At 68.3% G+C, this 26,593-nt stretch carries 16 protein-coding genes and 3 pseudogenes; 6 read left to right on the top strand and 13 right to left on the bottom strand.

The genetic code is table 11. The annotated features are described in order from the left end of the window. Nucleotides 1–281: 281 nt before the first annotated feature. Complete coding sequence (locus tag ACWCSV_RS07255; RefSeq protein WP_451139365.1) at nt 282–1,466, top strand: acyl-CoA dehydrogenase family protein; 1,185 nt, start codon at nt 282–284, stop codon at nt 1,464–1,466. A gap of 18 nt (nt 1,467–1,484) precedes the next feature. Further along, on the top strand, nt 1,485–2,711 hold the full coding sequence (locus tag ACWCSV_RS07260) for an acyl-CoA dehydrogenase family protein (protein WP_451139367.1): 1,227 nt from the start codon (nt 1,485–1,487) through the stop codon (nt 2,709–2,711). Between the two features lie 207 nt (nt 2,712–2,918). Here the strand turns inward: ACWCSV_RS07260 and ACWCSV_RS07265 are convergent. The 3 genes and pseudogenes from ACWCSV_RS07265 to ACWCSV_RS07275 form a co-directional block, all read right to left on the bottom strand. Continuing rightward, nucleotides 2,919–3,149 (bottom strand): annotated as a pseudogene (locus tag ACWCSV_RS07265) (transposase family protein); the annotation flags it as partial. A gap of 334 nt (nt 3,150–3,483) precedes the next feature. Further along, a complete protein-coding gene (locus ACWCSV_RS07270; RefSeq protein ID WP_451139369.1) occupies nt 3,484–5,475 on the bottom strand; it encodes an amino acid transporter in 1,992 nt (663 codons plus the stop codon). 1,776 nt (nt 5,476–7,251) lie between these two features. Beyond that, a complete protein-coding gene (locus tag ACWCSV_RS07275) occupies nt 7,252–7,794 on the bottom strand; it encodes a helix-turn-helix domain-containing protein (RefSeq protein WP_451139371.1) in 543 nt (180 codons plus the stop codon). A gap of 84 nt (nt 7,795–7,878) precedes the next feature. Between ACWCSV_RS07275 and ACWCSV_RS07280 the strand changes: the two are divergent. Next, nucleotides 7,879–8,115: pseudogene (locus ACWCSV_RS07280) on the top strand (transposase); the annotation flags it as partial. A 474-nt stretch (nt 8,116–8,589) separates the two neighbouring features. Then, nucleotides 8,590–8,958, top strand: a complete 369-nt coding sequence (locus tag ACWCSV_RS07285) for a hypothetical protein (protein WP_451139591.1) — start codon at nt 8,590–8,592, stop codon at nt 8,956–8,958. A gap of 686 nt (nt 8,959–9,644) precedes the next feature. Here the strand turns inward: ACWCSV_RS07285 and ACWCSV_RS07290 are convergent. Next, nucleotides 9,645–11,888 carry a hypothetical protein gene (locus ACWCSV_RS07290; protein ID WP_451139373.1) on the bottom strand — a complete coding sequence of 748 codons (2,244 nt, stop codon included), beginning with the start codon at nt 11,886–11,888 and terminating at the stop codon, nt 9,645–9,647. Between the two features lie 1,234 nt (nt 11,889–13,122). On the opposite strand from ACWCSV_RS07290, the gene ACWCSV_RS07295 reads away from it, so the two are divergent. Next, entirely contained in the window at nt 13,123–14,946 is a 1,824-nt protein-coding gene (locus tag ACWCSV_RS07295; protein WP_451139375.1) for an acyl-CoA dehydrogenase family protein, read from the top strand. 331 nt (nt 14,947–15,277) lie between these two features. Here the strand turns inward: ACWCSV_RS07295 and katG are convergent, their stop codons facing one another. From katG to ACWCSV_RS07325, 6 genes are all read right to left on the bottom strand, one after another. After that, the gene (gene katG / locus ACWCSV_RS07300; protein WP_451139377.1) at nt 15,278–17,512 is read right to left on the bottom strand and encodes a catalase/peroxidase HPI; all 2,235 of its coding nucleotides are present in this window, start codon (nt 17,510–17,512) and stop codon (nt 15,278–15,280) included. A gap of 218 nt (nt 17,513–17,730) precedes the next feature. Further along, nucleotides 17,731–18,000 carry a DUF6510 family protein gene (locus ACWCSV_RS07305; protein WP_451139379.1) on the bottom strand — a complete coding sequence of 90 codons (270 nt, stop codon included), beginning with the start codon at nt 17,998–18,000 and terminating at the stop codon, nt 17,731–17,733. 46 nt (nt 18,001–18,046) lie between these two features. After that, the gene (locus ACWCSV_RS07310) at nt 18,047–18,751 is read right to left on the bottom strand and encodes a ferredoxin reductase (protein WP_451139381.1); all 705 of its coding nucleotides are present in this window, start codon (nt 18,749–18,751) and stop codon (nt 18,047–18,049) included. A 2-nt stretch (nt 18,752–18,753) separates the two neighbouring features. After that, nucleotides 18,754–19,353, bottom strand: a complete 600-nt coding sequence (locus ACWCSV_RS07315; RefSeq protein ID WP_451139383.1) for a molybdopterin-dependent oxidoreductase — start codon at nt 19,351–19,353, stop codon at nt 18,754–18,756. A 232-nt stretch (nt 19,354–19,585) separates the two neighbouring features. Further along, the gene (locus ACWCSV_RS07320; RefSeq protein WP_451139385.1) at nt 19,586–20,413 is read right to left on the bottom strand and encodes an alpha/beta fold hydrolase; all 828 of its coding nucleotides are present in this window, start codon (nt 20,411–20,413) and stop codon (nt 19,586–19,588) included. Nucleotides 20,414–21,900: 1,487 nt separating this feature from the next. After that, nucleotides 21,901–22,284 carry a DUF4406 domain-containing protein gene (locus tag ACWCSV_RS07325; protein ID WP_451139387.1) on the bottom strand — a complete coding sequence of 128 codons (384 nt, stop codon included), beginning with the start codon at nt 22,282–22,284 and terminating at the stop codon, nt 21,901–21,903. A gap of 606 nt (nt 22,285–22,890) precedes the next feature. Here ACWCSV_RS07325 and ACWCSV_RS07330 point away from each other — a divergent pair. Then, nucleotides 22,891–23,353, top strand: a pseudogene (locus ACWCSV_RS07330) (IS701 family transposase); the annotation flags it as partial. A gap of 575 nt (nt 23,354–23,928) precedes the next feature. Here ACWCSV_RS07330 and ACWCSV_RS07335 read toward each other — a convergent pair. The 3 genes from ACWCSV_RS07335 to ACWCSV_RS07345 all read right to left on the bottom strand — a co-directional run bounded on the left by ACWCSV_RS07335 (nt 23,929) and on the right by ACWCSV_RS07345 (nt 26,059). Next, a complete protein-coding gene (locus tag ACWCSV_RS07335) occupies nt 23,929–24,432 on the bottom strand; it encodes an N-acetyltransferase family protein (RefSeq protein WP_451139389.1) in 504 nt (167 codons plus the stop codon). Next, the gene (locus ACWCSV_RS07340; protein WP_451139391.1) at nt 24,426–24,911 is read right to left on the bottom strand and encodes a rhodanese-like domain-containing protein; all 486 of its coding nucleotides are present in this window, start codon (nt 24,909–24,911) and stop codon (nt 24,426–24,428) included. The genes ACWCSV_RS07335 and ACWCSV_RS07340 overlap by 7 nt, the downstream gene beginning before the upstream one ends. A gap of 152 nt (nt 24,912–25,063) precedes the next feature. After that, on the bottom strand, nt 25,064–26,059 hold the full coding sequence (locus ACWCSV_RS07345) for a helix-turn-helix domain-containing protein (RefSeq protein ID WP_451139393.1): 996 nt from the start codon (nt 26,057–26,059) through the stop codon (nt 25,064–25,066). Nucleotides 26,060–26,593 lie beyond the last annotated feature (534 nt).

Consider the following 26,593-nt stretch of genomic DNA (forward strand, 5'->3'; position numbering starts at 1 on the left):
CTGAGCTACATCCTGCTCGCACATGGGGCGACAGACAACGGCCTGGATGTCAGAACGAGGTCAGGAACCGTCATGTCACGTCACACCCACTGACGTAGGACAATTTTCGGACGCGTTATGAAAGGGCGCCCGCCGTCCGACGGGAATTCCTCGCTAGAGTGTGCGAAGCGAATGCACTTGACATGTTGTTCCCGCTATTTCTCGGCGGCGCGACGACGGGCGATGAAACAGGAAATCGTAAAAGTCAGTCGCGCGGCCAAGCGAAGAACAGGGGAGATCTGATGGCGCTCTTGCAATCCCCGGCCGCCCTTCGTGCCGACGACGGCACAGCCGGGACCTCACTGCTCGACGAGAGCCGCGAACTCGCCGGCCGCGTCGCGTGGCCGACCACGGCGGCCCGCGACGACGAACGCCGCTGGGACGCGGCCCTCTTCACCCGCCTCGCCGACGCACGCCACGGCGGCGGCCTCATGGGACCCCTGGTCCCACGGGATCTGGGCGGCCGCGGACTGTCCGCCGCCGACACCTGCGAACTCCTCGAAGGTCTCGCCGAAGGCTCCCGGGACCCCGGACTCGCCCTCGCGGTCACCGTCCACGCGGTCCTGGTGACGGTGCCGCTGCGGGCCTTCGGCACCCCGGAGCAACGCGAGCGGTACCTGCCCCGGATGGCCTCGGGGGAGTGGTTCGGCGCACTCTCCCTCCACCAGACGCAAGGCGCCTCGGTGGCCCCCGCGGTCACCGCGCGACGCGGCACCCCCGGCCAGGACGGCTGGGTCCTCACCGGCGAACTCGACCTCGTCGCGGGCGCACCGCACGCCCACCACTTCCTCGTCGTCGCCGCCCACGAGAACGGCGGCAGGACCGCGTTCGTCGTGGACCGCACGACACCGGGGCTGCTGCTCCACGACGGCGGCCCCGCGGCCATGCGCACCTGCTCCTGGGGCCGGCTGGTCCTGGACGACTGCCCCGTCCCCGGCGACGCCGTCCTGGGCACCGTCGGCGAGGCGTCCGCCGAAGTGGAACCCCTGCTGGCCGTCCTCGACTGGGTCTTCACCAGCGCCCCGTGGCTCGGCGTCATGCGCGCGCTGGCACGGGACGCCATCGGCGCGTCCCGCGACCGGTCCCTCTTCGGCCGCCCCCTGGTCCACTCCCAGAGCACGAGATTCGCGCTGGCCGACCTGGCCACCCGCAGTGAACTGGCCGAAGGACTGCTCCGCCGCACCGCCGGCCTGTTCGACGCCGGCGGCCGGCCGACCCTCCCGCAGGCCGCGGCGGCACGGCTGTTCGTCGCCTCCTCCGCCCGCGCGGTCACCGAGGCGGCCGCCCGCCTCACCGGTCCGCTCACCCCCACCGGCGACCGCCTGGCCGAACGCGCCTTCCGGGACGCCCTGTTCTTCTCGGAGGCGGGCGGCGGGCCCGCGGTCCTCCACCCCGTCATCGCCGCCCACCTGCTCGGAATCGGCTAGGAACGAGGAGTCATCGCGATGAACACCGAACACAACCCCTACCGCACCGCGCTGAGCTTTCCCGGCATCACCGCCCGCGCCCCGGAGACCGACGCCACGGGCCACATACCCCCCGAGAACTGGAGAGAGATCGTCGACAGCGGATACCTGCGCCTCTTCCACCCGCCGGAGCACGGCGGGACCGGCGCCGGCGGAGCCGCCCAGATCGACGCGATGCAGGCACTCGCTCGCGCCTGCTCCGGCACCTACTGGTCGGCGACCGTGTCCGCACTGCTCTGCGCCAAACTCATCTCCACCTACGGCGACCTCCGCCACCACGAGAAGCTGCTCCGGTCCCTGCTGTCGGGCGTGAAGACGGCCTGCTTCGCCATCGTGGAGCCGGCGGCGGGCAGCGACGCCGGCACGTACCGCACCACCGTGCGCCCCGACGGGGGGTCCGCGGGCGGCTTCGTCATCCGGGGGGAGAAGTCCCGTATCACGAACGCGCCCACCGCCGATGTGGCCGTGGCGCTGTCCCGCAGGGAAAGGCAGAGCGGCGACACCGGCCCGGAGTGGTGCCTGGCCTTCGTCGATCTGCATCAGCCGGGCGTCCACCGCTACGAGACGGCGCACATGGGGCTGCGGGGCATGCCCTGGGGCGGCCTCGTCCTCTCCGACGTGCCGGTCGCCCAGGAGGACGTCGTGCCCGTCCCGTTCGACGAACTCGCCGAGGGGATGACCTGGGGATGGCTCCTCGTGTCGGTCGCCGCCCTCGCCACCGCCGAGTCCGCACTGTCCGCCTCGGTCCGTCACGCCCACGAACGGGTCTCGTTCGGCCGCTCCCTGGCGCACATGGAGGGCGTACAGGCCCAACTGGCCGAGTCCCGCGCGCAGATCGACGCCGGCTGGATACTCGCCCGCCGCGCCGCCGAAGAACGCGCGGCAGGCAGGTCCGCCCGGCAGCTGATCGGCATGCTGAAGGTGTACTCCACCGAGATGGCCGTCCAGGTGGCGGGACGCGCGGTGCAGATCCACGGGGCCTTCGGAGTGACCAGCGGCCACGAGGTCGAACGCCATTACAGGGACGCACAGATGAACGTGATCGGCGCCTTCACCTCCAACCGCCTGCGGGAGCAGATCACCGAAGGGCTGGGCCTGGGACCCGCGGTTCACGACGCCTTCGACTGGCTGACCCCGGCCGGTCTGAGGCAGCACCCCGCCGGACTCGACGGCTTCCACGACCGGCCGCTGGCGGCGACCGTCTGACGGTGGCCCTCGAAGCCGTGAGCGCACCGCGGTACGCACAGGCACGGGGTGTCCCGGGTCCGGGAAGACGGGACCCGGGACACCCCGCCGGTCAGAGCGGGTGCCTCGCCCGCGACGCGGTGCCCACGGCGAGGAGGACAGGCCGACCACGACCTACTTGCCGGTACGCGGCCCACGCGCAGAGGAACTACGTGAGCCCCAGCGTGATCTGCAGGTAGGCGGCAGGGTGCCGTCCAGGAGCACGAACGCCTTGGTCCGGGCGATGTTCATCGCCTGGGCCAGGGTAGGTGCGAGGGCGGCCGGCGCGTCGGCGGCCTCGCGTATGCGGCGGTACAGGGTTGCGACGCCGATACCGAGTCCGGCGGCGAGCCGGGCGTGGGTGTCACCGCATCGCAGATGAGCCAGGACGAGGAGAGCCTGACGGTTGGCGGTCGGCCGAGGGAGGCCGTGAGCCACCGTGCCGCTCCGCGCTGCGCCGTGCCGCCTCGTAGGGTTCCGCTGATCGGAGCGGGTGGGTGAGGGGCAGACGTCTTGCTGCGCTGTCCTGCCGGAAGGTGCGCCGCCCGTCCGTGGGGATCAGCGTCGTGAGAGGCCGGGCCTCCCGGTCTTCGGCATCCGCGACGAGTGATCCAGGCCGCCTTCGCCGACCGCGGGGAGGCAGGCTCGATACACCGTGTGCTGCGGAAGGCCGGGTGATGGCAGGCCATCGGGCCACCCCCTCCCAAGCGGTCGTCCCTGACTCCGGCTGTCCTCCCCCTCCGAAGCACGGAGTTCATCCTCCGACGTGGATGCCGGGGCGCAGGTCCGGTTCGGGTTCGTTGCTGCGGATGATCTCGCGGGTGACGGGGGCGGTGTCACCGCGGCCCAGGAGGAAGTAGCGGAACATGTGGCGCAGCGGGCTGCCCTCGGCCCAGGCGAAGTAGCAGTGCGGGCGGACGCCTGTGGCGTCGCGCAGGGCGAGGAGGATCGCGGCGATGGCGTTGGGGGCGGCCGGGGCCTCGGCGCGCAGGACGCGGTAGCCGTCGACTTCGGTGCCGTGGACGGTGAGGGTCTCACTGAAGTCGGAGGGGTCGACCACGTCGATCTCCAGGAAGATCACATCGGCCGGGCCGGGTACGGGGTTGGTGACGCGCTGCTCGCGTTCCTTGGCCGCGTACTCGGCCGCGTCGCCGGTCTGACGGCGGTTGGCGATGATGTTGATGGACTGGTCGTGGGCAAGGGTGTCGGCGATGAACCGGCGGGCGGTGTCGTCGAAGACGATGCGGTCGGCGCGGAGTTCGGTGGTCCGGGAGACGCGGGAGACCAGCGATACGGCGATGATGCCGGCGATGAAGAAGCCGGAGATGGCGATGCCGTTCGGCTTGTCGACGACGTTGGCGATCAGCGCGTAGAGCAGGACCGCGGTGAGCAGCGCGAAACCGACCGCGGGGGTACGTCGGCGGTGGCGGGCGACGGAGACGGTGACGGCGAAGGCCCCGGAGACCATCATGGCGAGGATCCCGGTGGCGTAGGCGCCGGCCTGGGCGTCGACGTCGGCGCCGAAGGCGATCGTGATGACGATGCACAGGGCGGTGTAGACCAGGACGACGGGGCGTACCGCGCGCCCCCATTCGGGGGCCATGCCGTAGTCGGGGAGGTAGCGGGGGACGATGTTGATCAGTCCTGCCATGGCGGAGGCGCCGGCGAACCAGAGGATGAGGATGGTGCTGATGTCGTAGACGGTGCCGAAGACCTCTCCGACGTGTTCGTGGGCCAGGTAGGCCAGGGCACGGCCGTTGGCAGCGCCCCCGGGCTCGAACTCCTTGTGCGGGATGAGGACGGTGGTGACGAAGCTGGAAGCCAGCAGGTAGACGCTCATGACCACGGCGGCCGTGGTCATGAGCAGGCGGGCGTTGCGGATTCGGTCGCGCAGCCGCTGCTGTGTGCCGGTTCCCTCGGCGGCTATCAGCGGCATCATGCTCACCCCGGTCTCGAACCCGGACAGGCCGAGGACGAGCAAGGGGAAGGCGAGCAGAGCCGGGCGGGCGAGGTCACCGAGGCCGCCTCCGCCGTCGGCGAGCGCGCTGGTCCAGGCGGAGAGAGCCCCGGGGGTCGTGAAGACGTCGGCCAGCCCGAAGGCGATCACGACGGCGTTGAGCGCCAGGAAGACGGCGACCAGGGGGATGGCGACGCTGACCGCCTCGTTGAACCCGATCAGGAACACGGCTCCCAGGACCAGGAGCAGCACCACCGTCAGGATGACCTCGTGGCCGTGGAGAGCGGCGGGGAAGAACGGGTTCTCCACAACATGCACCGAGGCGTCCGCCGTGGACAGGGTGATCGTGATGATCCAGGACGTGGCGACGAACCCGAGCAGGACGAGGACGAAGAGTTTGCCCCACCAGAACGGCAGCAGGTCCTCCAGCATGGCGACCGAACCGGCGCCGTTCGGGCTCTCCTTGGCGACCCGTCGGTACATCGGGAGCATCCCCAGCAGCGTCAGCGCGACGATCAGCAGGGTGGCCAGGGGCGAGACCGCCCCAGCGGCGAGTGCCGCGATCGCGGGGACGTAGGCGAGGCTGGAGAAGTAGTCGACACCCGTCAGGCACATGACCTTCCACCAGGCCTGCGACTCGGCATGATCGTCACCGGCCGCCGGCCCCACTGGCTGCACCTGATGCCGCAGCAACCAGCGCGCCACCGCGCCCGTCGGCTGCGCTCGCCGTGCGGGACTGTCCACTACCTCCGGCACCCCCGGACCGCCCACGCCCGCCTCGGATCTCACCGACTGATGTCCTTCGCGTGTCTCGCCCACAGTTCTTCGCCCCGCCCATCGCCACGATCACGGCGTCACCGCGCCCATCGCGCCGCGACGATCACCAGCTGTGCGGGTGCCCGGGGCACCTCTCGGCATTCGGGAGAGAGAAGTTCCTTTGCCTGACCGGTACCGGGCACCCACAAGGCGCCACCGAACTGCCGTGTGCTGCAGCCACGTTCGTCCCTAATGCCCCGCGGCCGCAGTACGAGATCCGGGCGCGGCGCACCGACATGGGGCCCCACCCGGCCCTGGCTCCTGAAGCCGCAGCCCGCGCCGCGCACCCGCACGTCCGGTCGGATCGCGAGCGGGACCTTCGGCTGAACCCGCCCTCGTCCCCTCACTCCAACGCGGCCTGACCGGCGAAGCGACGGCCCCTTACACGGACGAGCGACTGCCCGACTCGCCCCCGTCACCCTGTTCGGCTGGAAGACCCACCATCTGGACCGCGCCGGGCGCCTCGCCGGATGCCCGGGGGACAGGACGTGCGCCGTGGCTCCTCGCTGTCGCCGTGGTGCGGATCGGGTACCTGTCGCGCGCCGATGTGGAGGACGGGCGCGGTTTCGGGCTTGCGGAACTTCATCGCGTCGGAGATGAGGTTCCGCGGAACCAGCCCGAGTTGTGTGGGCTGCCCGTGGCCCGTGGGCAGGCCCTCGTACGTAACGGTCGCGCAGCCGGTAGGGCCGACCCGGTTCAGTGAGAGATAGCGAGAGATGAGAGGGTCGGGCGGGTGAGCGAGACACCAACGAACACCCTGCAATACCGCTTCGACGGTCCGGAGGACGCCCCGGTCCTGGTGATCGGACCCTCCCTGGGGACCACCTGGCACATGTTGTAAAGGCCGTCCAGCGGGGTCCAGTTGGTGCAGTGGAGTCGCGTAGTTCCAGGTCAGGGCCTTGTGGTCCGAGGGCGTCCGCCCGGTCCGTGAGAGCTGTGTGAGAGCCGAGCCGCGCAGAAGCCCCACCGGGCGAGACCCGGTGGGGCTTCCTGGAGAGACGTAGGGCGCGGTGCTGGAGGCGGCGGCGTCGACCTCAGGGAGGACGCGTAGTTGCTCCCGCTGCGGCAGGCCGCGGGGCGCCGCCTCCAGTGATGCTGGAGCTGGAAGCGTTGAATGGTCGGCTGCTCACTCTGCTACAGAGAGCTTCCTTTCTCGGTGATCTCCCACTTGGAGCGGGCGACGGTCTATCGAATCCTTTTCGGGAGGATTATTGTATTCAGGTTCGCCGCTCTCCAGTACGCGTAGCAGCGAAGCCGTGATGACCCGAGTGGAACGGCCAACCCTAATGACGCGACACGGGAATCCGCCGCAGCGAACCAGCGCGTATCCCTTCGACCTTGAGAAGCCAAGCGCCTTCGAGACATCTTCCGCTCCAGGTAGCGCGAATTCGAGAGAGACTGTGCGGGCTTCCTGTGGAATCGGTTATCTGACTATGCAATGGGTCCTTCCGGAGGCTTGCGAAGATCGCTATGTTCACACTATGGGGTGGCGGTTTTGCAGGAGATTCATGTGTCCGCGTTTGCGCGTAGCGAGTGATCGTCGGCAAGTACCTTTCGACGTGCGGGCAGGACGTGGCGGTGGATGCTTAATGGTGCCCGCTATCGCCGGTTTGGCTAACCGGCGATCCCGCGCTATTTTGTTCCGCTGCTCAGGGGGACGAGGTTGCCCGGGCCGCGCGCCTGCTCGAAGAGACTCACCTGCGCTCGCACGGAGAGGACAACCGATACCGGTCCTCAAGCCCGGTCGGCTTACTTCTGCGCGTGCGGAAGGGGTAAGGCACCCGGGGTGAACGCAGATATCAGCTCAGCACGTCTATCCGGAGATGCCAGCCCGGTCGGTGGCACAGGCGGGACAACTCGGTGAGATGCGGAGCTCCCACTAGAGCGACCTGGCAGAGGGCTGCGTGAGGGACGTGAGGGAGGTGCCGGATAGCCAAGGTTGGGATAGGCGATGATATCGGCCAGCGTGCGAAGTCGCAGACCGCCCTCGATACGGCAGCCCCGGTTGGCGAGCAGGGGCCGGATCTCGCCGACCGCACGGGTGATGGTCGACCGGTCCACCTGGAACCAGCAGGCCAGCACGTCGTGGGTGACGCCGTGCCTGAGATGCACGAGTGTGGCAAGCAGCCGGTCGATGAAGACCAGTTTGTACTTCGCACCCGCCCCGACCGCTCGCCGACGCGGTCGGTCCAGCAGTTCAGCATCCCTGCGGGCCTGCCAGACCGGACCCAACTCCGCGACCAGATCGGCAATCACAGTCGCGGAGAGGCCCGTGACCCGACGTTTCGACATGATCAGCCCACGTGCCTGTGTCCCCACCACGAACGGCCTGACGAGACAGCGAGGCCATCGTCACCGCTAACCACGCACGAGGTCGTTAGGGAGCTCGCCGATTCCCGTGACTGGCTGACCATCCTCCACCTGCCGCCCTACGCCCGCGACCTCAACCCCGTCAAAAGCATCTGGTCCCTCCTGCGTCGCGGCTGGCTCACCAACGTCGCCTTCTCCACGCCAGAACATCTCATTCGCACAGTCCGGAGCGGTCTACGGCACATCCAGTACCGCACCAACCTCATCGACGGTTACCTCGCCGAGCCTGGACTGACCGTCACATCCGCATGGCGACATAACGGGTTAATCCTCAGTCGCTGTCGCCGGGGCGCACGGAGGGGCGTGACGCAGCGTTCCCGTGTGAAACGTGCGCTTCTCATGCTCTTGCGCACCCGATTGACAGCACCGCACCCCCGCCAGAAAGTGAGAAGCGCACAGAGGCCATCTTTCCTGTCCGAAGGGCTACCACCGGATTCAGGCCAAGCTGTGTACCAGCTATCCTCCCACGAATATGCCCCTCAGGGCCTATCGAAAGGACCTATTATGGCGCAACACCTCGGTTCTTCCAGCAGAGGCGGGCCTCGTGCCGTGCTCACAGGGGTGACGGCACTGCTCTTCCTCCTCGTCAGCTTGCTGGCAGCTGCAGGGCCGGCAAGCGCCCGTGCGGCAGGTACCTTAGACGCCACCTGCACTCCGCCCAGCAGCAACACGACGGTCTTCACACCCCCTCTGACTCTTGCTCCGCAGACCGTCGGGGTGACGTCGAACCTCCAGCTGGGCCCCTGCGTCTCCGCGTCGACCCCGGCCGTGACCTCAGGCACCGCGACCATCAGCGCCCCGCCCGCGTCGCGCAGCTGCCTGAGCCTCCTCACCGCAGGCACCGCGACCATCACCGTCACCTGGAACACCAGTGCCACCAGCACTCTGTCGTTGAACCGGACCGTCTCGCTGGTCGGCGCGACCATCGTGAATACCTACACCGGCACTGTCTCCTCCGGGCTGTTCGCAGGTGACACCGTCCTGATGACCATCGTCCAGCCCTCAGCAGACATCACTCTGTGCACTCTCGGGCTGGGCACCGTCGCCAGTACGTACGGCACAGTGGTCCTGGAGATCACCTCCTGAACCACTCGGCCCCCTTGAGCGTCCTCACGAAGGCGGTCGGGACGTAGACCCGGCATTGGCACGAGCGACCTGGCTCGGCGCCGATGCCGGGTCTACGCATGCCGATGTGGCGGGTGGAACATCTGGCTCGTCGGAGCAGCCGCCGGGATTCCCGATGTCGTCGCCGCCACGGGCACGGTGCGTGTGGTCACCTCACTGACTCCAGCGTCATCCCTGGACGAACGGGGGGTTCGGCGACTCTCCGCATTTCGAGCCGGTCCTGGAAACGATCCGAGTTCCCCGGCTGGTGCTCGGCAGGACACCCAGGCGCCCGAACCGGGTCCGAGCCGACAAGGCCTACGACTCCCACAAGAATCTCTCCTACCTGTGCAGATGCGGTATCAAGGCGACGATCCCCGTTCCGGCGGATTGGGGCCGCAACCGCCGCAACCTTGGGTCCCTCGACGGGGGACAGCCTGGCCGGCTCTGCTCCGGAGTGCGATCGAGGCCCCTGTCACCTCTCCGTCGACAGCGAGGTGGCGGACCGCCCCCGGCTTACATCCGGGGGCGGCGACTACACAAGCATCTCCTTGCCTGGGCTCCCATCCTTCGAATCGTGCGTAGTCGGTGCGAGTGAGCTGCTGCTGTCCGTGCGCCGGACCCGCAGCCGCCGCCGTCGATGGCCGCTGTTGCCGGATCGGCCCTTGTCAGTGCTCGCTGTTGCCGTATCCGTATCTGTCGTCACCAGGGCCGTAGCCGTATTCATCCGTGGGGTGGGGGGAAGGCGACGGACCGGTGCCGCGTTCCCTATTGGTGAGGGTGCAGGTGACCGTGTCGCCCGCGGCGAGGGCGACCTGGTCGTCGGTGACCGCTACGTTCTCGCCTTCGGAGTCCTCGCATTCCCAGCCTGCCGACCGGTAGCCCTCGGGACCGTCGGTCTCGCCGAGGGTGTAGCGGCCGGGGGCAACCGCCACGTTGGTGACGGCCTCGCTGCCGCTGGTGCCCGAGAGGTTTTCGGGGCCGTTGGCGGTCAGGGTCCAGTCGCCGGGTTCCGCGGTCCCGCCGTGCTGGTTGACGACGCGTTTCACCAGGGTCAGCCTGGACTCGTCCTCGCCTTCGCAGCTCACGGTGTTGCGTACGGTGAACGTGTTCTCGTTCTCGGTGAGCTGGGCCTGGTACGGCAGGGTTTCGTCGGCCGTGCTGCCGTTGGCCGAGACGATCCGACTGCTGTCCACTGTGCAGGTGTCGGGGACGGTGACGGTCTCGGCGATCGTCGCGGTGTCGCCGAGGGTGTAGCCGTCGCGCTCCTCGCCCCACTCCTGGAAGGTGGGACCGCCGGTGCCGGGGCCGGTCAGGGTGAGATCCGCGTCGTAGCCGTTCGGGCGGCCGTCCTGGGTGTACGTCCTACCGTCGATGAGCCATTGCTTCTCGACGGTGATCTCGGCTTCCTCGTCCTGCTGGGGCCGGTTGTACATGGTGCAGCTGACCGCCGAGAGCCGGGGGACGTCTACGCCGAAGCCCGGGTTGGCGGCCGTTCCGGTGTTGGTGACCTGGACCGGTTCGCCGGTGTCGAGATCGGTGCAGACGGCGTTGAGTCCGCCCTGGGTGACCAGGTCGTAGCCCGGCCGTTGAGCCTCGGTCACGGCGATGTCCGCGGAGTCGGTACCGGCCGGGTAGGTGGGATCGAAGGAGACGGCGCCGGTGCGGTCGGCGGTGGTCTCCTGGGTGTCGGGCAGACCGCCGATGCCGGGAGTCGTGGTGGTCGCCGTGAACTCCCAGCCCTCGCCCGCGGGGGTGGCTCCGGTGATGTCTTCACCGGTGGTGTCCTCGGGAACGATCTGCTTGACGACCGAGAGTGTTCCGGCGCAGTTGCTGAGCGCGAGTTCGGTCAGGGCCTCGCCGGCGCCGGCGAAGTCGGCCGTCTGGTAGTAGTCGGCGGTGAGCGGGTTGGTCCCGTCGAAGGCTTCCGGGCCCGAGATGGCCCGGAGGTTCAGTCCGGACACTCCCTCAACGCCTCGGCCGACGCCCACGGCGACGACGCGGGAGCCCTTGGCCTTGACCGCGTTGGCGGAGAAGATCCCGCCCTCGACGTCGGCGAAGTGGGTGTGCGAACCGTCGCCCTGGCGGGGGTTGTTCCAGTAGGTGGGGTTGCCGTCGGTGAGGACGACGACCGCGTCGTAGCGTGGTTCGGCCTTGGCCACCGCGTACAGCCCCTGGTCCCAGTTGGTACCCGAGCCCAGGGCCCAGTCGGCGTAGAGGTCCTTGAAGGCGTCGGCGCCGGACTGCGTGGAAACCGGCATCAGCTCGGGGTAGTTCGCCGTGCCGGTGCTCGGTGAGCCGCGGTCGAAGGAGAAGAGCGCCATCCGGGAAGGGGTCTGGGCCAGCGCGTCGGTGAACCCGTCTGCCGCCGCCTTCAGATCGGGCAGCGCGCTTCCCACGGATGCGGAGAGATCCAGAACGAGGGCGACGTCCAGACCGCATTGCTCGGGGAGTTCCGGGTTGGTCCGGGACTGCTGCCAGATGCCGCCGGAGGCGACGTACGGGCTGGAGGCATAGTCGGTGCTGAACATGAAGTCGCTGGTGGAGGAGTAGGTCTGCCCCTCTTCGAGGGCCGGCGTCAGGAACCGGTACGGCGACTGGACCGAGCCGGACCCGCTGCCCGCCCCGGTCCTGAGAGAAGTGTTGGTGTACCAGCCGGCGGGGACACCGTCCTCGGGTTGACCGACGTAGTAGCGGGCGCCCTCGTTGGCACCGCCGTCATCCGTATCAGGTACGACGAAGCTGCAGTCGCCGTCCGCGTCGGACGTGCACCGGGCCCACGCCGCGGCGATCGGTGTGACGGCATTGTCCGAGGCGTACAGGGCCAGCCTCACACCGGCCAACGGGCCGACGACCGAGTCCGCGACCCGGTCACCGCCCGTCTTCACCGTGACGACGGAACTGCCGGGCACCGGTGGCGGGACCGTTGCTGGGGCAGCAGCCCCCAGCACCGCGGCGAGGACGACCCCACCTGCCAGCGCGACGCCGACGGACCGGCGCCTTCCAACACGGCTGCTCGGCGCGGCAAGGCCCTTCCCAGGCATACGCATAAGTTCCCCTTTGTGAAGATCCAGAAGAGACCTCATGCAAGCAGGCGAAAGAGGGATTTTAGGTGATTAGCCCATATGACGGCGGCGCGATCGGAGCATCGGACCGCCGCGGCTCTGGCATTGAGTCAATTCCATTTTGATCAGGGGGTGAGTGCGAGGCTGGCTCGAACGACGTCGGCCACCCGACGGTGCTGCAGCGGAGGTTCTGCGTAAGCAACCAGCCTGTGAGGGTGGCCATAGCACATTCACCGACTCTGCCGATCTTGGCGTGGCCACGGTCGCGTCTCCGCCGACCGCTGATGTCGTCTGGGCAAGAGCGGCGGGCATGCGCTATGTCAGGGCCACGGGTAGATCGCGCACCGCATCGAGAGGTGCATCCGCAGCTCGTACCAGGTGTCCGGCGGCGGAATCGAATCAGACAGATCCGCGCGTTCTTTCGATGATGTTCCCACTTCCCCAAGTGGTCCCGCCGGTCGGCGGCCTGCTGTCAACGGGCCGCACCATAGCGTCGGGGTGACGTTCTGCCCGGTCGCTACGGCTTGTTCGGCATAGGCGTCCGAGCGGCCAGGTCGAGCGGCAGGAACACCTCGGAACACAGCGACCAGGCCAGGAACAGGAAGCACACGAGGTGCGGATCCATGCCTCTCCGGCGGTGACGGTGCCGGATCGGGCGATCTCGGGACCATCCGGCACTCTGGCCGCCGGACCTCATCCGCAACGGCGCGAAGGCCCGGCCGTCCGGACTTGCTCTACCCCCTCCACCCGGATGCTGGATCTGTTGCCTGGGGTCCTCGCCTGTCGTCGTAGGCGTAACAGCCGTACGCATTCCCCCGGATCGCGTCTACGGAAATCTCCGCGCATCCAAGCGGAGGAAACACAGGAAATAACTGGTGAAGGGCAATGCACCTCACCACATGCCGCCTAAAGGATCATATGGCATGTCGAGTGATCTTTTATCTGAATATGGCGATCACGGGAGTCCCTGTGCTCCTCTGGAGCGGAGAGCACGGCGGCAGCCATATTCGGCCTATGCGCCCACTTCTGCCCCGGTGCTGAAAATTCCGGCCCCCGGTCGGCCTTCCAGAGACGAACGCTCATGAACCAGCACCTGATCGACTCTCACGTACCCGCCCTGCCAAGCCACGTGCCCGGAGATGCGAACTCGACGCTGGCACGAACACTGCGGGACCACATCTTCGGCGGAGCGCTGCCCCAGGCCATGCGGGCCCGGACCGCAGTGGCCGCGGTGGTGCGGTCTGTGCGCTCCGGCGTCAGCTTCGAAGACCGTGCCCGCGCCGCCTGTGAACAGCTCCGCGAGGTGGTGTCCCACCTTGGGAACTCGTCGGAGATCGCCGACGACCTCCCTCTGCTCTTCTCTCTGTTCGACTGGTCCGCCGTCGCGGCACCGGATCTGTTCCCGATCCTCAGCGGTCACTTCACTCTGACTATCGGAGCAGTCCGCCGGCTCGGGGACGGAGGGCCGGACCAGCTCGCCGCCTTGGCGGAACTGGAGGACGCGCGTCGCGTCGGCGTATTCCTGCTCACGGAACTGGGCTTCGGCAGCAACGTCCTGGAGATGCGCACCGAGGCACGTTGGAACGCCTCCCGACGCGCGTTCACCCTGCACACCCCCGAGCCGGCCGCGGTGAAGTTCATGCCGAACGTCGCAGACGAGGGGATACCCAGGACGACGGTGGTGGCAGCCCGGCTCATCGCAGACGGAAAGGACGAGGGTGTCTTTCCCTTTCTGCTGGCGCTGCGGAACTCTGACGGATCAACCGCACCCGGCGTGTCGGTGTGGCGGATGCCGGACAAGGGCTTCTGTCCCATGGACAACGCGATGATCCGATTCGACGGAGCGGTGGTCCCCGAATCCGGCTGGCTCAACGGCGGCATTGCCACCTTCGACGCCGACGGTCACTTGAGCAGCGAGGTGTCCGAGCTGCGGGAAAGGTTTCACCGCACCATCGAGCAATTGCAGACCGGACGCGTCGCCCTCTCGGCGGGCACGGTCGCTGCCGCCCGCGCCGGAATGTGGCTGACTGTCCGCTACGCCGCGGAGCGCCGTACCGCGGGCGGGACTCCCATGCTCGCGAGGGACAACGTCTCTGTTCCGCTGACCGTCGCGACTGCCCGGCTGTATGCCGCCACCGCCCTGGCTGACACGGCTCGTGCCGCTCTGGTCAAGGCCGCAGAGGACGGACACCGGCTCCGAGGAGCCTCGGTGCTGGCTCTGCTGGCAAAGCCTCTGCTCTCCGGCACCGCACTGTCGACGCTGCAGGAGTGCCGTGAACGGATGGGCGCGCAGGGCATGTTCCGAGCCAATATGATCACCGACTACATCGGCATCACGCAGGCGGTGATCACTGCCGAAGGCGACAACCAGGTACTCAGGGTCGCGGTCGGCCGAGCGCTCGCGGGGGCACGTACCGTGCCGCTGTCCGACCTCCCGCAGGACTCTCCACCAGCTCTTCTTCTGCTCGATGCCCGGGCTCGCGCATTGGTCGCCCAAGCCGACCCGGCAAGCGGGTACCAGGCGATGAACGCCGCCGAAGCCGTCGCCACCGCCTGGGCTGCCGGAGCTCTGCGACGCCTGCAGGAAGGGCTTCCGGCCCCTGAGTCCGCCCTGATCGACGCGCTGTCCCAGCTGTACGCCTGCGACCAGGTTCTGACCGACGCCGCCTGGTACGTAGCCCACGGCAGCCTCGACACTGCGGGAGCGGCCTCACTCACCGCCCACCACACCGCGCTGGCACATGCCCTGGCACCCCACCTGCCCACCCTGACAGAGGCCTTCGGAGTGGACGCTCCGCTCGTTCCTTCCGCCTTCGTGGCCCAGGACTACCAGAAGGCCTGGATCGCCGAGACCGGCTGGACTTGGCCCCGCAACGCAGAGACCGGTTCACGAACAGCGGGTTAGCCACTTGGGGCACCAGCCTCGATGTGGCCACCTCTGCTCGTGCGTGATTGCCTTCGGCCGACCGCGTGCCCTCACCCACGGCTTGGCGGGGTGACACAACCGACTGTCCGCGGTCCCGAAGCGTGCCGTCGGTGCGCCTACGTGTGTGTGCCTGGTATGTGGTCGGTGTCCTCGCCCGAGGCGGCCGTCGCGAACCCTTCGACGGGTTTCGTGCGCTTCTCGTGCTGTCGGGCAATGGTGGTGGGCGCGAGCCCGTGGCCGTGCCGGGCTCGCGCCTTTGCAATGCGTATGGAAGAGCGGGTCGCTTCGGCGGTCCGTCCGGGACGGGGACTCAGGGCTTCTGCGAACTGTGGTGTCGGAGGTCGAAGCGGTCCAGGTCCATTACTTTGGTCCAGGCTGCGGCGAAGTCGTGGGCGAACTGCTGGCTGGCGTCGGCGCTGGCGTAGATTTCCGCGAGGGCGCGCAGTTCGGCGTTGGAGCCGAAGACCAGGTCGGCGCGGCTGCCGGTCCAGAGTTGTTCCCCGGTGGTGGCGTCCCGGCCTACGAAGGTCTCTGGGTCGTGGGGGGTGGGTGTCCAGATCAGGCGTTGGTCGAGCAGATTGATGAAGTAGTCGTTGGTCAGGGTGCCAGGGGTGTCGGTGAGGACGCCCATGGTCGTCTTCTGGTAGGTGGCGCCGAGGACGCGCAGGCCGCCCACCAGAACGGTCATCTCCTTGGGGGTGAGCCCGAGCAGATCGGCCCGGTCGACGAGTCGGTATTCGGCCGGAAGGGTGTCGTCCTTGCCCAGGTGGTTGCGGAAGCCGTCGGCGACGGGTTCCAGATGGGCGAGGCCGTCCACCTCGGTTTGTTCCTGAGTGGCGTCGACCCGACCCGGGGTGAAGACGACCTGGAGCCCGTGGCCGGCGTCGTCGGCGGCCTTCTCGACGGCCGCTGTGCCGGCGAGGACGATGAGGTCGGCCATGGAGATGCCGTGACCGTCGGGGCGGGAGGAGACGAATGTCTCGCGGATTCGCTCCAGCTGTGCCAGCAGGGAGTTCAGCCGGTACGGCTCGTTGACGCTCCAGCTGATTTGGGGTTCCAGACGGATCCGCGCACCGTTGGCACCGCCGCGCTTGTCGCTGCGCCGGAAGGTGGAAGCGGACGCCCAGGCGAGCCACACGAGGTCGGCGACCGGCAGACCTGAAGCCAGGATGGTGGACTTCAGCTCGGCGATGGAGGTCTCGTCGAGCGGTGCGTCGACGGGCTCGGGCAGCGGGTCCTGCCACAGCAGATGCTCCGAGGGAACTTCGCGCCCCAGGTAGCGGGCGACGGGGCCCATGTCGCGGTGGGTGAGTTTGAACCAGGCGCGGGTGAAGGCGTCGGCGAACTCGTCCGGGTGGTCGAGGAACCGGCGGCAGATCCGGGCGTAGTCGGGGTCCACGCGCATGGCGACGTCGGTGGTGAGCATGGCCGGTGTGCGTCGTGCCGTGGGGTCGTGGGGGTCGGGCACGGTGCCTTCGCCGGCGCCGTGCTTGGGCTGCCATTGGTGGGCGCCGCCGGGGCTGGTGGTGAGTTCCCATTCGTAGCCGAGCAGGATCTCGAAGTAGCGGTTGTCCCAGCGGGTGGGGGTGTCGGTCCAGATCACCTCCAGACCGCTCGTGGTGGTGTCGTTGCCCTTGCCCGTTTTGAAGGTGCTCTTCCAGCCCAGCCCCTGCTGTTCGAGCGGTGCGGCTTCGGGTTCGGGGCCGAGGCTGTCGGCTCCGGCGGCGCCGTGGGTCTTGCCGAAGGTGTGACCTCCGGCGCAGAGGGCGACGGTCTCTTCGTCGTTCATCGCCATGCGGGCGAACGTCTCGCGGATGTCGGTGGCGGACGCCATCGGGTCCGGGTTTCCCCTGGGGCCCTCGGGGTTGACGTAGATCAAGCCCATGGTGTCGGCAGCCAGCGGGGTGAACAGTTCGCCGTCGTCCTCATGGCGCTCGTCGGTGAGCCAGTTCGTCTCCGGGCCCCAGTAGACGGCTTCGTCCGGGCCCCAGACCTCCTCCCGGCCGCCGCCGAATCCGACGGTGTCCAAGCCCATGGATTCCAGTGCGACGTTGCCGGAGAGCACCATCAGGTCGGCCCAGGACAGCGCCCGTCCGTACTTCTGCTTGACTGGCCACAGCAGTCGGCGGGCCTTGTCCAGGTTGACGTTGTCCGGCCAGCTTCCGACGGGAGCGAAGCGCTGCAGACCCGCCCCGTTCCCGCCGCGCCCGTCGGTGGCCCGGTAGGTGCCCGACAGGTGCCACGCCATCCTGATGATGAACGGACCGTAGTGGCCGTAGTCGGCGGGCCACCAGTCCTGGGATGTCGTCAGTGTCCGTGCGATGTCCTGTTTGACCGCGTTCAGATCGAGGGCTTCGAACGCTTCGACGTAGTCGAATCCCTCGCCGTAGGGGTCGCTGGAGCGTTCGTGCCGTCGCAGGACCTCGAGATTGAGGCGGTTGGGCCACCACTGACGGATCCCGTCACCCTTCATCGGATCGGCGGCAGCCTGCTGGACGGGGCAACCTTCGGCTGCCGGGTCCGTGTTGTTCGGTAGCGACTTCATGTCCGCCGGTACGCGTTCTTCGTGCACGGGTGGGCCTTTCGGGCGAGGAGACAGGGGAGAAAATTCAGCTGGGACCGTGTTCGCGCGCTGGTCGGTGCTGTGGCCGCACAGGCACGATTCGCCGCCCAAGGTTGCGGGGACGGCGGCGGGGCCGAGGAGGTTCCCGGCCCGGTCGAACGATTCGTCGGCGGGCGCCGCAGGTTCTGCGACTGGTTTCTTCAAAGGCGCGGGAAGCGGAAGGCTCCCTGACCTCCGCCCAGTTGGAGCCAGAGGTGTGCGGGGTGTTCGATCACGCGCAGGGCCAGTGCGTCGCAGCCGGGGCAGCGCCCGGTGAGTCCGGGGTCCGGCCCGTAGACGCGCAGTTGGGCGAGCGGCCCTGTGAGTCCGCAGTCCGGGCAGCGGCGCCAGGCGTTGGTCGGGTCCGCGGCGAAGATCTCGGACAGGGGGCCGGCAAGAGCGTTGCCGTCGCGAGGTGAGGGGGCGGTCACGTGTTCTCCCGGTGGGTGGAGGCCGCGCGGCAGCGGCGGAGTCGGGTCAGCCGAATCGTTCGGTGCGGATACGGCCCGGGTCGCAGCCCGCACGGGTCAGGAGACCGGTGGCGTGTTCGACGAAACCGGTGGGCCCGCAGACGAAGCACAGCGCCGGGCTGTCCTCGCTTGTCCCGAGCGGCATCAGATCACCGGCGGTGAGCCGGCCGGGAGGCCGGGACGAGCCGGGCGGCGCTCGTCGGGTGTAGATGATCCGGGTTGCCGCCGGACCGGCGCCTGTCAGCTCATCGCGGTACCAGACCTGGTCGGGGTCGCGCACCGAGTAGACCAGCCGCATCGGCGTGGTCGATCCAGCCTGGCGGTGGTCCCGGATCATGGCCATCAGCGGGACGATGCCGCAGCCACCCGCCACCAGCAGGACCGGCTCGTCCTGCTCGGGCCGCCACACGAACCAACCGCCGAGCGGGCCCCTCACCTCGACCTCGGCGCCCACCGGCAAGTCCCGCGCGAGATAGGGGGAGACCTCGCCGTCGGGGACGACCTGCACGCCCAGCTCGATACCGCTGCCGTGCTCGGGAGCGGCGAGGGAGTAACTGCGGACGGCCTGGTAACCGTCGTCCGCGCTCAGCCGCACGTCGACGTGTTGTCCGGCTAGATGTCCAGGCCACCGCGGCACGTCGAACCGCAGAGTGCGGCCCGTGCCGGACTGCTCCTGGCGCCCGACGAGACGGGCCCGCCACCACGCGCTCATCGTCAGTCGCTCCAGCCGCGCTGCTCGCGCCAGGGGTCGCCGTAGTCGTGATAGCCGACCGACTCCCAGAAACCCGGCTCGTTCTCAAGGGTCAGGCTGAGTCCGGTCACCCACTTCGCGGACTTCCAGAAGTACAGATGGGGGACCAGGAGCCTTACTGGGCCGCCGTGTTCGGGGGAGAGCGCGAACCCGTCATAGGTGTGGACGAGCCACGCTTTGCCGTCCTGGAGGTCCTCCAACGGCAGATTGGTGGTGTATCCGCCCTCGCCATGGGCGACGGCGAAGTCCGCAGCCGTCTCCACACCGGCAAGGAATGTGTCCAGGGAGACCCCGCGCCAGGCGGTGTCGAACTTCGACCACCGGGTGACGCAGTGGATGTCGACGGTGACGTCCTGCTGGGGGAGCGCCATCATCTCGGCCCAGTCCCAGCGCCGGGACTCCCCTCCCTCGGTCGTGACGGAGAAGGACCAGTCCTCGGTTCGGACGTGAGGAGTAGGCCCGGCCGAGAGGACGGGGAACGACTCGGTGGGGTACTGCCCCGGAGGGAGACGTCCCTCGAACCGGTGCGCACGGCCGTGGAAGCCCGGAGAAATGTCACTCATCCTGCGCCTGCTTTCATGTTCCGGGCTCGAAAGACATCGACAAGGACCGGGCACGGCACCCTCCCACGGCCTGCGGAAGGACGGTCCGGCGGAAGTCCGGCGGTCCTCTGAGCCGAATCGGCTGTACGCCTCGCTCGCACCGGGGACGGGGATCCGACTGGCCGCGTTTTTCCGCGCCCGTTAGTCAGGGAGGCCCCCGCCGACGGAACTCGGCGGGGGCTTTCTGGCCTGGTCAGCTCTTGAGGAAGTCCAGGAGGTCCTGGTTGAACTTCTCCTTGTCGCCCGGTACCAGAGCGATGCCGTGGGAGCCGCCTTCGTAGACCTTGAGGGTGGCGTTCGGGATGATCTTCGCGGACTTGCGGCCGGTGGCGTCGATCGGAACGACCTGGTCGTCGTCACCGTGCACGATCAGCGTGGGAACGTCGAACTTCTTGAGGTCCTCGTGGAAGTCCGTGGACGCGAAGGCATCGACGCAGTCGACACCGCCCTCGATGGTCTGCGCCATGGCCATGTACCAGAACGCGTCCTTGTTGCCCTGGGTGACCTTGTTGCCGTCCCGATTCGCGCTGAAGAACCCGACGGCGGTGTCCTTCCAGAACTGCGAGCGCTCGGTCAGGATGCCCTTCTTGATGTCGTCGAAGACGCTCTGCGGCACACCCTCGGGGTTGTCCGGTCCCTGGAGCATCAGCGGCGGCACCGCGGAGAGCAGGACCGCGGACTTGATGCGGTCGGTGCCATGGCGGCCGATGTAGCGGGCCAGCTCCCCACCGCCCATCGAGTGGGCGACCAGGGTCACATCGCGCAGGTCCAGCTGGGTGATCAGGTCGTGCAGGTCGTCCGCGAACGTGTCGAAGTCGTACCCGTCGTACACCGGTGTGGAGCGTCCGTGACCGCGCCGGTCGTGCGCGATGCCACGGAACCCGGCGTCTGCCACTGCCTTGAGCTGATCCTGCCAGGCGTCGCCGTTGAGCGGCCAGCCGTGGATGAACACGACGGGACGGCCCCGGCCCCAGTCCTTGTAGAAGATCTCGACACCGTCGCGCGTAGTGCAAACAGGCATGGCACACCTCTTCCTGGTACGTGGGGGCAGCCCAGCCGCGATACGGCGAGGCAGAGGGAGTTCTCCGTGGCGCAACCGGGCGCTGCACCAGGGCACCGCAGTCGGTTGCGCCTTTCGTTGCCTCCCCATTTCATTTTTCACAGAGAGAAGGGGCCCGCATCTCGGGCGAAAGGGCGGGAGGGGTTCCAGGGCGTGACGGAGTTCTTGGGAAACACGAGGACACCCGGCCACGCAGGGGAGTTTTGCCTGGTGCGCTGGGCCATCGAGGGCTGTGCGTCGCTCCCCGGAGCCGTCCGCCGCCGCCGAGGCCGTGCACGATCTCTTCACGCTGGAAGCAGACGGCGCTCGGTGGTCTCGCGGCACTCACACCCCGGGAAACGCATATGGAATCCGCGCCCGTCCCCTCGCATCCAGGTGAGCCCGGCGGAATCGTCGTCGGCACACGCTTCCCGCACGCCCCGGCCATGCTCGCCAAGGCGGACGGTCCCGAGCTGAGGCTCGGGGCAGAAGCGGGCTCGCCTTCCGGTCTCGCAGGGCAGGCCGTTGCCATTGTCGGGCTCGGCTATGTTGGCCGTCTCACCGCTCTTTGCCCTGTGTGAGGCGGGGGCCGCCGTCCTCGGTATCGGTATCAGCGCCCCGCGACTACGTCTGTCTTTCCACTCGACGGCCTGGTCACCGACGACTACGCCTAGCGTCACCCAGAGGGACCGGATGTCCGCGTCCACGAAGATTGGACGGTCCCCCGCGGCTTCTTGTTCGCGCACCAAGGCTTTGCGGATGGAGCGGAATCCCTGACGGTCTCTCCCCAGACCCAGCGTCGCAGCGACGCACTGGCTCAACTGTTCTGCGGGTAGTGACGGCGCGCACGGACTTCGCCGACGTCACGACCAGCGGTCTGTTCACGCTGCAGCCACCGGCAGCACCGCGCGGACGCCCGCCACCGACTGGGACGGAGGCCACCTGTGGCTTCGCTGCCCGAGCCCTCAGGAGCTGTACGCCTTCAGCTTCGGCCGCCGCGACGGCATGGTGACCATCAAACGCAAGGCGCCGACACCAGCTGGCGACGAGGTGTCTGCACCACGCTCGCACAGGCCGTCCCCACTCTTCGAATGCGGGGCATGGCACCACGTCGCAGCGCGGGCGAAAAGCACGGCATTCGGTTCGGTCAGCCTCCGCCTGCGGGTAGCGGGCCGGCTGGCACTCGCGGCCGAGGACACCGCCCCAGACCGCCTTGCCGACCCTGGCGCGGTGGGCGTCCGCGGCGACAGCACCGAACTGTTCTTTCGGACGCTCATCGTCAGGTGACGGACGGAGGCGGGTCGAACCTCCCGGCAATGGTGCGTGCTGGACAGCTCTCCCGCCCGCATCACCGATCTATGTCGGAACGGGGTCCCCTCCCGCCAGGGAGGGGACCCCGACCGTTCTCTCTAAGAGTTGGTGCAGCGGTTGGCTTCAGCGGGGGACGGTCGCAGCCGCACGGTTGAGGGTCACTCGTCTTCCTGCTGGTTGAGGGTTGGGATCTGGTCGACCTCGAAGTAGACGGGCAGGCCCCGGCGGCGTGCGATGGCGACATCCTGGTCGGCTCCGGCAGAGTCGCCGGGCAGGCGCAGGACGGCGTCGCAGCGTGCCAGCAGGCGTTCGGCAGTGGGGTAGAGCACCTGGTCAGCGAGGGCGTCGGTGGGGCCCGCGCCGACCGAGTGCAAGACGGGCAGGGCGATCCACTCTCCGATGACGGGGAGGTGGCCGGCGGCAAAAATGGGCCAGGCGGCGGCTTCGAGGCGCTCAAGGTTGGCGGCCATGGCCTGCGGGTCGCCGTCGGTGCCTGAGCGGTAAGGGCCTGCGATGAGGATGAGCATGGGCTTGTCGTTCATGAGACCCAACGGTACATGCAAAAACGTGCAACAACAGGAATGAATGAGGATTCTCACTGTCGGACAGCGTGACCACTATTGAGTCCGCCAGCCCGGCGAAGCATGACTGCCGCCAGTGACGTCGCCTCCGATCGATGGATCTCCGAGGACACCGTGCGGCGGGACTCTCACGGCCTTGCGAATGGAGCCTTGTGCCTGCGCTTGTGCGTTTCGCGGGCAGTCGTGGACCACGACGCCCGGCAGGCCGTGGCGCCGGACGGCAAGCGGAAGGTTGCTGTGGCACGTCGCCGGGCTGGTGCTCCCCGGCAACGTGGTGATCCTGGACGTAACACCACGCTGGTGTTGCCCACGCCCTTCTGAAGAACCCGGCCTGCAGCGTGATCACTTGCTGGCCCGCGATCGCTACCACGCGATCGGCCATCCGCGAACCTTCCTGCTCGACGACCGCCCCTTCAAGTACTTGGCCGTGGCCCGCGGCGTCGCTACGGACGGCGCGCCTCTGCGCAGCGGACAGTCCCGGCATGGTCACGGAGCAGGACTGCCTGCCGGACGGTGACCGACGCTGAGGAGAGACCATGAACCGCGCTGGATGAAGGGGGCTCCCACCAGCCGGATCACGGAGGACTGGGCCCACCGACGCTTGCCCGCTACCGGGCGGCGCCGCGAGCACTTACTGTCCACGCTGGCGAGGCTGCTGCTGCCGACCACTTCGCTGAGGCGACCTGGCGACAGGGCAGTAAAGGCACGATGCCCTCACGGATCGCGGTCCTGGCCCTTCGGGGGGGCAAGCAGTCCATGGCTGCCGCGCAGGCGGAGCCGGGCGAGGAGGGGCCGGCGGGCTTCTGGAATTCGAACCTGCCGCCCGAGACTCCCCTTGCCGAGTTGGTGCGGTGGGCGAAGATGCGCCGACGCATCGAACACGACTATCGGAGCTCAATCATGGCCTCGGCCTGGACCACTCTGAGGGCCACACCTGGCGCGGCTGGCACCACCACGTCACCCCCGTCACTGCCGCCCAGCATTCCTCAGGCTCAGGCGGCTCGACTCAAAAGTCCCCCCGCCGACCTGACCCTTTACCAGATCCTGGGCACCCTCCAGGGCCTGCTGAAGAGCTGGACCGGAACCTGCACCACCTGCAACCAACCCTTGCCCGCAACCGAACCAGACGCAGAACCTGACGAAACACTACTTACGAGCTCGTGCATGATAGGTATCAGTGCAGGTCAGCGACTTGTGCCGCCGAGACGCCCGATCCGCTGACCTGCACTGATGCAGCAACGATCCTTATCGTGCACGAGCTCGTTAGCCGGGTTCTGTCTCCCGACCGGCTCCTGTATCAAGTGACGGGGCAGGCGCCGGGTGGCTGAAGGCGCCTGAGAACACAATGACGAAGGTGCTGGCGAGGGCCCTCCCTATCGGTGGGCGACCGTAGTGACGGAATGCAGCCGACCGGGAAAAGACGGCAGACGTCGTTCTCGTCCCTCGTGTCCAACCGGACAGTCAGGCATTCACGTCCGGTGGCAAGGACGGTGGTGGCGATCCTCTCGGCGTCCGAGCCGTCCGCCCGGCACCCTACGGCGATGTTGTGGCCATCGGCCGCAAGTCACTCACAGATCACGGCTCCGATACCCCTGCTGCCGACAGCTACCGGCTGTCGTATGAGAAACCTTCTGGGATGCCGGTGGGAAGGTGGAACCTGACTTTGGGTTGGGCTCGGGCACCCATCCGGCGGTAGAAGCGGATGGCGTCGGTGTTCCAGTCGGGCGTCTGCCACTGGACTTGTGCCGCGCCGCGGGTTGCTGCCGCGTTCCGCACAGCTCTCAGCAGGGCGTTCCCCCAGCCCTCCCCTCGGTACTGTTCGGTGACAAACAGACAGTCAAGGTGGACGTAGTCGGTTGCCTGCCAGGTGGAGAACTCCCGTGAGCAGGTTGCGTAACCGATCAGTTCGTCTCCGTGGTCCACCACGAGACACCAAGCTCTCGGATGCGCCGAGAACAAAACGGGCTTCAGCCGGCCCGCGAGATCTGCGGGCACGTCTCCGGCGCGTTCGAAGGCAGCGTGTGCTGCGCACAGGTCGGCTATTGCCGGCAGGTCGGCCTCGGTGGCCGGACGGATGAGCCCATCCGGCCGCGCGGTGTCCGTCAGCATGCGCAGGCAATTCCCGAACGCGGCGCGGTCAGATCGTCGACGGGACGCTGCTCCGAGCCGGCGGCGGAGTCGTAGGCGAAGCCTTCGCGTGCCCAGTACTCGAAGCCTCCGAGCATTTCCTTCACCCGGTAGCCGAGGCGGGCGAAGGCCAGCGCCGCGCGGGTCGCGCCGTTGCAGCCGGGGCCCCAGCAATAGGTGACCACAGTCTGGGTCGGATCGATCAGCTGCGGTGCCAGGTCGGCTATCCGTGCGGTGGGAAGGTGGAGGGCGCCGGGGATGTGGCCTTGGTCCCAGGCGGCATCGCTGCGGGTGTCGACCACCACGATCCCGGGTGCGCCGGATGCCAGATCGGCGTGGACGTCGGAAACATCCGCCTCGAATACGAGGCGGGCGGCGAAGTGAGCCGCGCTCTCGGCCGGGGCGGCAGCGGGCACGCTCAGCACGGCACTGGTGATTTCGGCGGAAGGGGTGGTGGACACGAGATGCCTCACGTTCTTACTGGTCGGGGATGAGAGCCGATGGGCCGTGCCGGGTCTCCCCGGCAGGCGATAGCTCCATCCTCTGCCCCCGGGGCTCGTCCCACGAGTGGCGTAAACGCCTAAGGTCGTCAGGATTCCGCCAGCCGTGCAGGTCACACAGGCCGACCGTCGCATCCGCTCGGGACACGGGTGAATGTCTTGCGGTAGGCCGTTGGCGTCGTACGCATCTGACGGGTGAAGTGGTGCCGGTACGTCCCGGTGCTGTCGAAGCCGACCGCGGCGGCGACCTCCTCCACGGTGCCCTCACCGGACTCGAGCAGGGGCAGGCTCGCGGCTATTCGCTGAGCGATGATCCACCGCATGGGGCTCACGCCGTTACGGCGGGTGAAGTGCCGCAGGTACGAGCGTTCCGACATACGCGCGGCCCGGGCCAGGGCGGGCACGGACAACGACGTGTTCAGATGGCGCAGCGCCCAGTCCATGCTCTGAGTGACCCCGTCGTCCTCGGGGCCGATCTCTCCCACCGCCGCCTCGATGAACTGGGCCTGGCCGCCCTCGCGGTGTGGCGGAACGACGAAACGGCGCGCCACCGTGTTGGCCACGGCCGCACCGTGATCAGCCCGCACCAGGTAGAGGCACAGGTCGATACCAGCCGCACTGCCCGCGCTGGTCAGAACATCGCCGTTGTCGACGTACAGCACGTCGGGGTCGACCTCGATCCCGGGGTGCCGTTCGGCAAGCGCGCGGGCGTAGCGCCAGTGGGTGGCCGCGCGTCGCCCCTCCAGCAGGCCAGTCGCGGCCAGTGCGAACGCCCCGGAGCAGATCGATACCAGGCGCGCCCCCCGAGCATGGGCCCGCTGCAGGGCCTCCACCAGAGCAGGCGAGACCTCCGCCCCCGCCTTGGCCACCCCCGGCACGATCACCGTGTCCGCCCCGGTCAACGCGTCGAGTCCGTGCTCGGCGCGCAACGTAAATCCGCCGACCGCCCTCAGATCCCTGCCAGGTTCCTCGGCACACACCCGGAGCTCGTACCACGGAAGCTCCCCCAGCTCGGGCCGGGACAGGCCGAAAACCTCCACCACCACGCCCAGCTCGAAGGGCGCCATTCCCTCGAAAGCCAGTACGGACACAACGTGTGTTTTCGCCATGGCCGAATCTTAACAATCGCGAAGTTCCTGCCATGGCGGGGCCGAGCAGAGATCGACGAATGGGCGCGCACGCGGTCCGCGCAGCCGGTACACGGTCACCCCGCAAGCCTTCAAGGACCACTCTGCTGCACTGGCGCGCGCCGGCTGCCGCAGTGTGTACAGCGCGGAGTTTCTGGAGCTCCTCAGGACCGGCAGCACGCCCGCGCCCCGCACCGTCTTCCTCACCTTCGACGAAGGCGCACACGGTCTCTGGGGGCACGCCGACCGCATCCTGGCCAAGTTCCGCACACAGGCCGCCGCTTTCCTGATCACCGGCCAATGTCGCCCAACGCGGCCCCTACTACCTTTCCTGGGAGGAGATCGAGCGAATGGAAAACCTCGGGAGGCTCGGACTTCGAGAACCACACCCACGACCTGCACCACCGGGCCGCCGTAAACCGGACGGGACACCGGGCACCGGCGCTCAGCAATCGCCTGTGGCTGCCGGAACAGAACCGGTCCGGGACATCCACCGAGTTCCGCGAGCGGGTCGGA

This window comes from Streptomyces sp. NPDC001770 (assembly GCF_053596135.1).

Excerpts from the sequence above, each read along its gene's own strand:
- ACWCSV_RS07320 (WP_451139385.1), bottom strand. The coding sequence starts at position 20,413 with ATGCCTGTTTGCACTACGCGCGACGGTGTCGAGATCTTCTACAAGGAC.
- ACWCSV_RS07275 (WP_451139371.1), bottom strand. The coding sequence starts at position 7,794 with ATGTCGAAACGTCGGGTCACGGGCCTCTCCGCGACTGTGATTGCCGAT.
- ACWCSV_RS07295 (WP_451139375.1), top strand. The coding sequence starts at position 13,123 with ATGAACCAGCACCTGATCGACTCTCACGTACCCGCCCTGCCAAGCCAC.
- ACWCSV_RS07345 (WP_451139393.1), bottom strand. The coding sequence starts at position 26,059 with ATGGCGAAAACACACGTTGTGTCCGTACTGGCTTTCGAGGGAATGGCG.
- ACWCSV_RS07335 (WP_451139389.1), bottom strand. The coding sequence starts at position 24,432 with ATGCTGACGGACACCGCGCGGCCGGATGGGCTCATCCGTCCGGCCACC.
- ACWCSV_RS07315 (WP_451139383.1), bottom strand. The coding sequence starts at position 19,353 with ATGAGTGACATTTCTCCGGGCTTCCACGGCCGTGCGCACCGGTTCGAG.
- ACWCSV_RS07310 (WP_451139381.1), bottom strand. The coding sequence starts at position 18,751 with ATGAGCGCGTGGTGGCGGGCCCGTCTCGTCGGGCGCCAGGAGCAGTCC.
- ACWCSV_RS07255 (WP_451139365.1), top strand. The coding sequence starts at position 282 with ATGGCGCTCTTGCAATCCCCGGCCGCCCTTCGTGCCGACGACGGCACA.
- ACWCSV_RS07325 (WP_451139387.1), bottom strand. The coding sequence starts at position 22,284 with ATGAACGACAAGCCCATGCTCATCCTCATCGCAGGCCCTTACCGCTCA.
- ACWCSV_RS07260 (WP_451139367.1), top strand. The coding sequence starts at position 1,485 with ATGAACACCGAACACAACCCCTACCGCACCGCGCTGAGCTTTCCCGGC.
- katG (WP_451139377.1), bottom strand. The coding sequence starts at position 17,512 with ATGAAGTCGCTACCGAACAACACGGACCCGGCAGCCGAAGGTTGCCCC.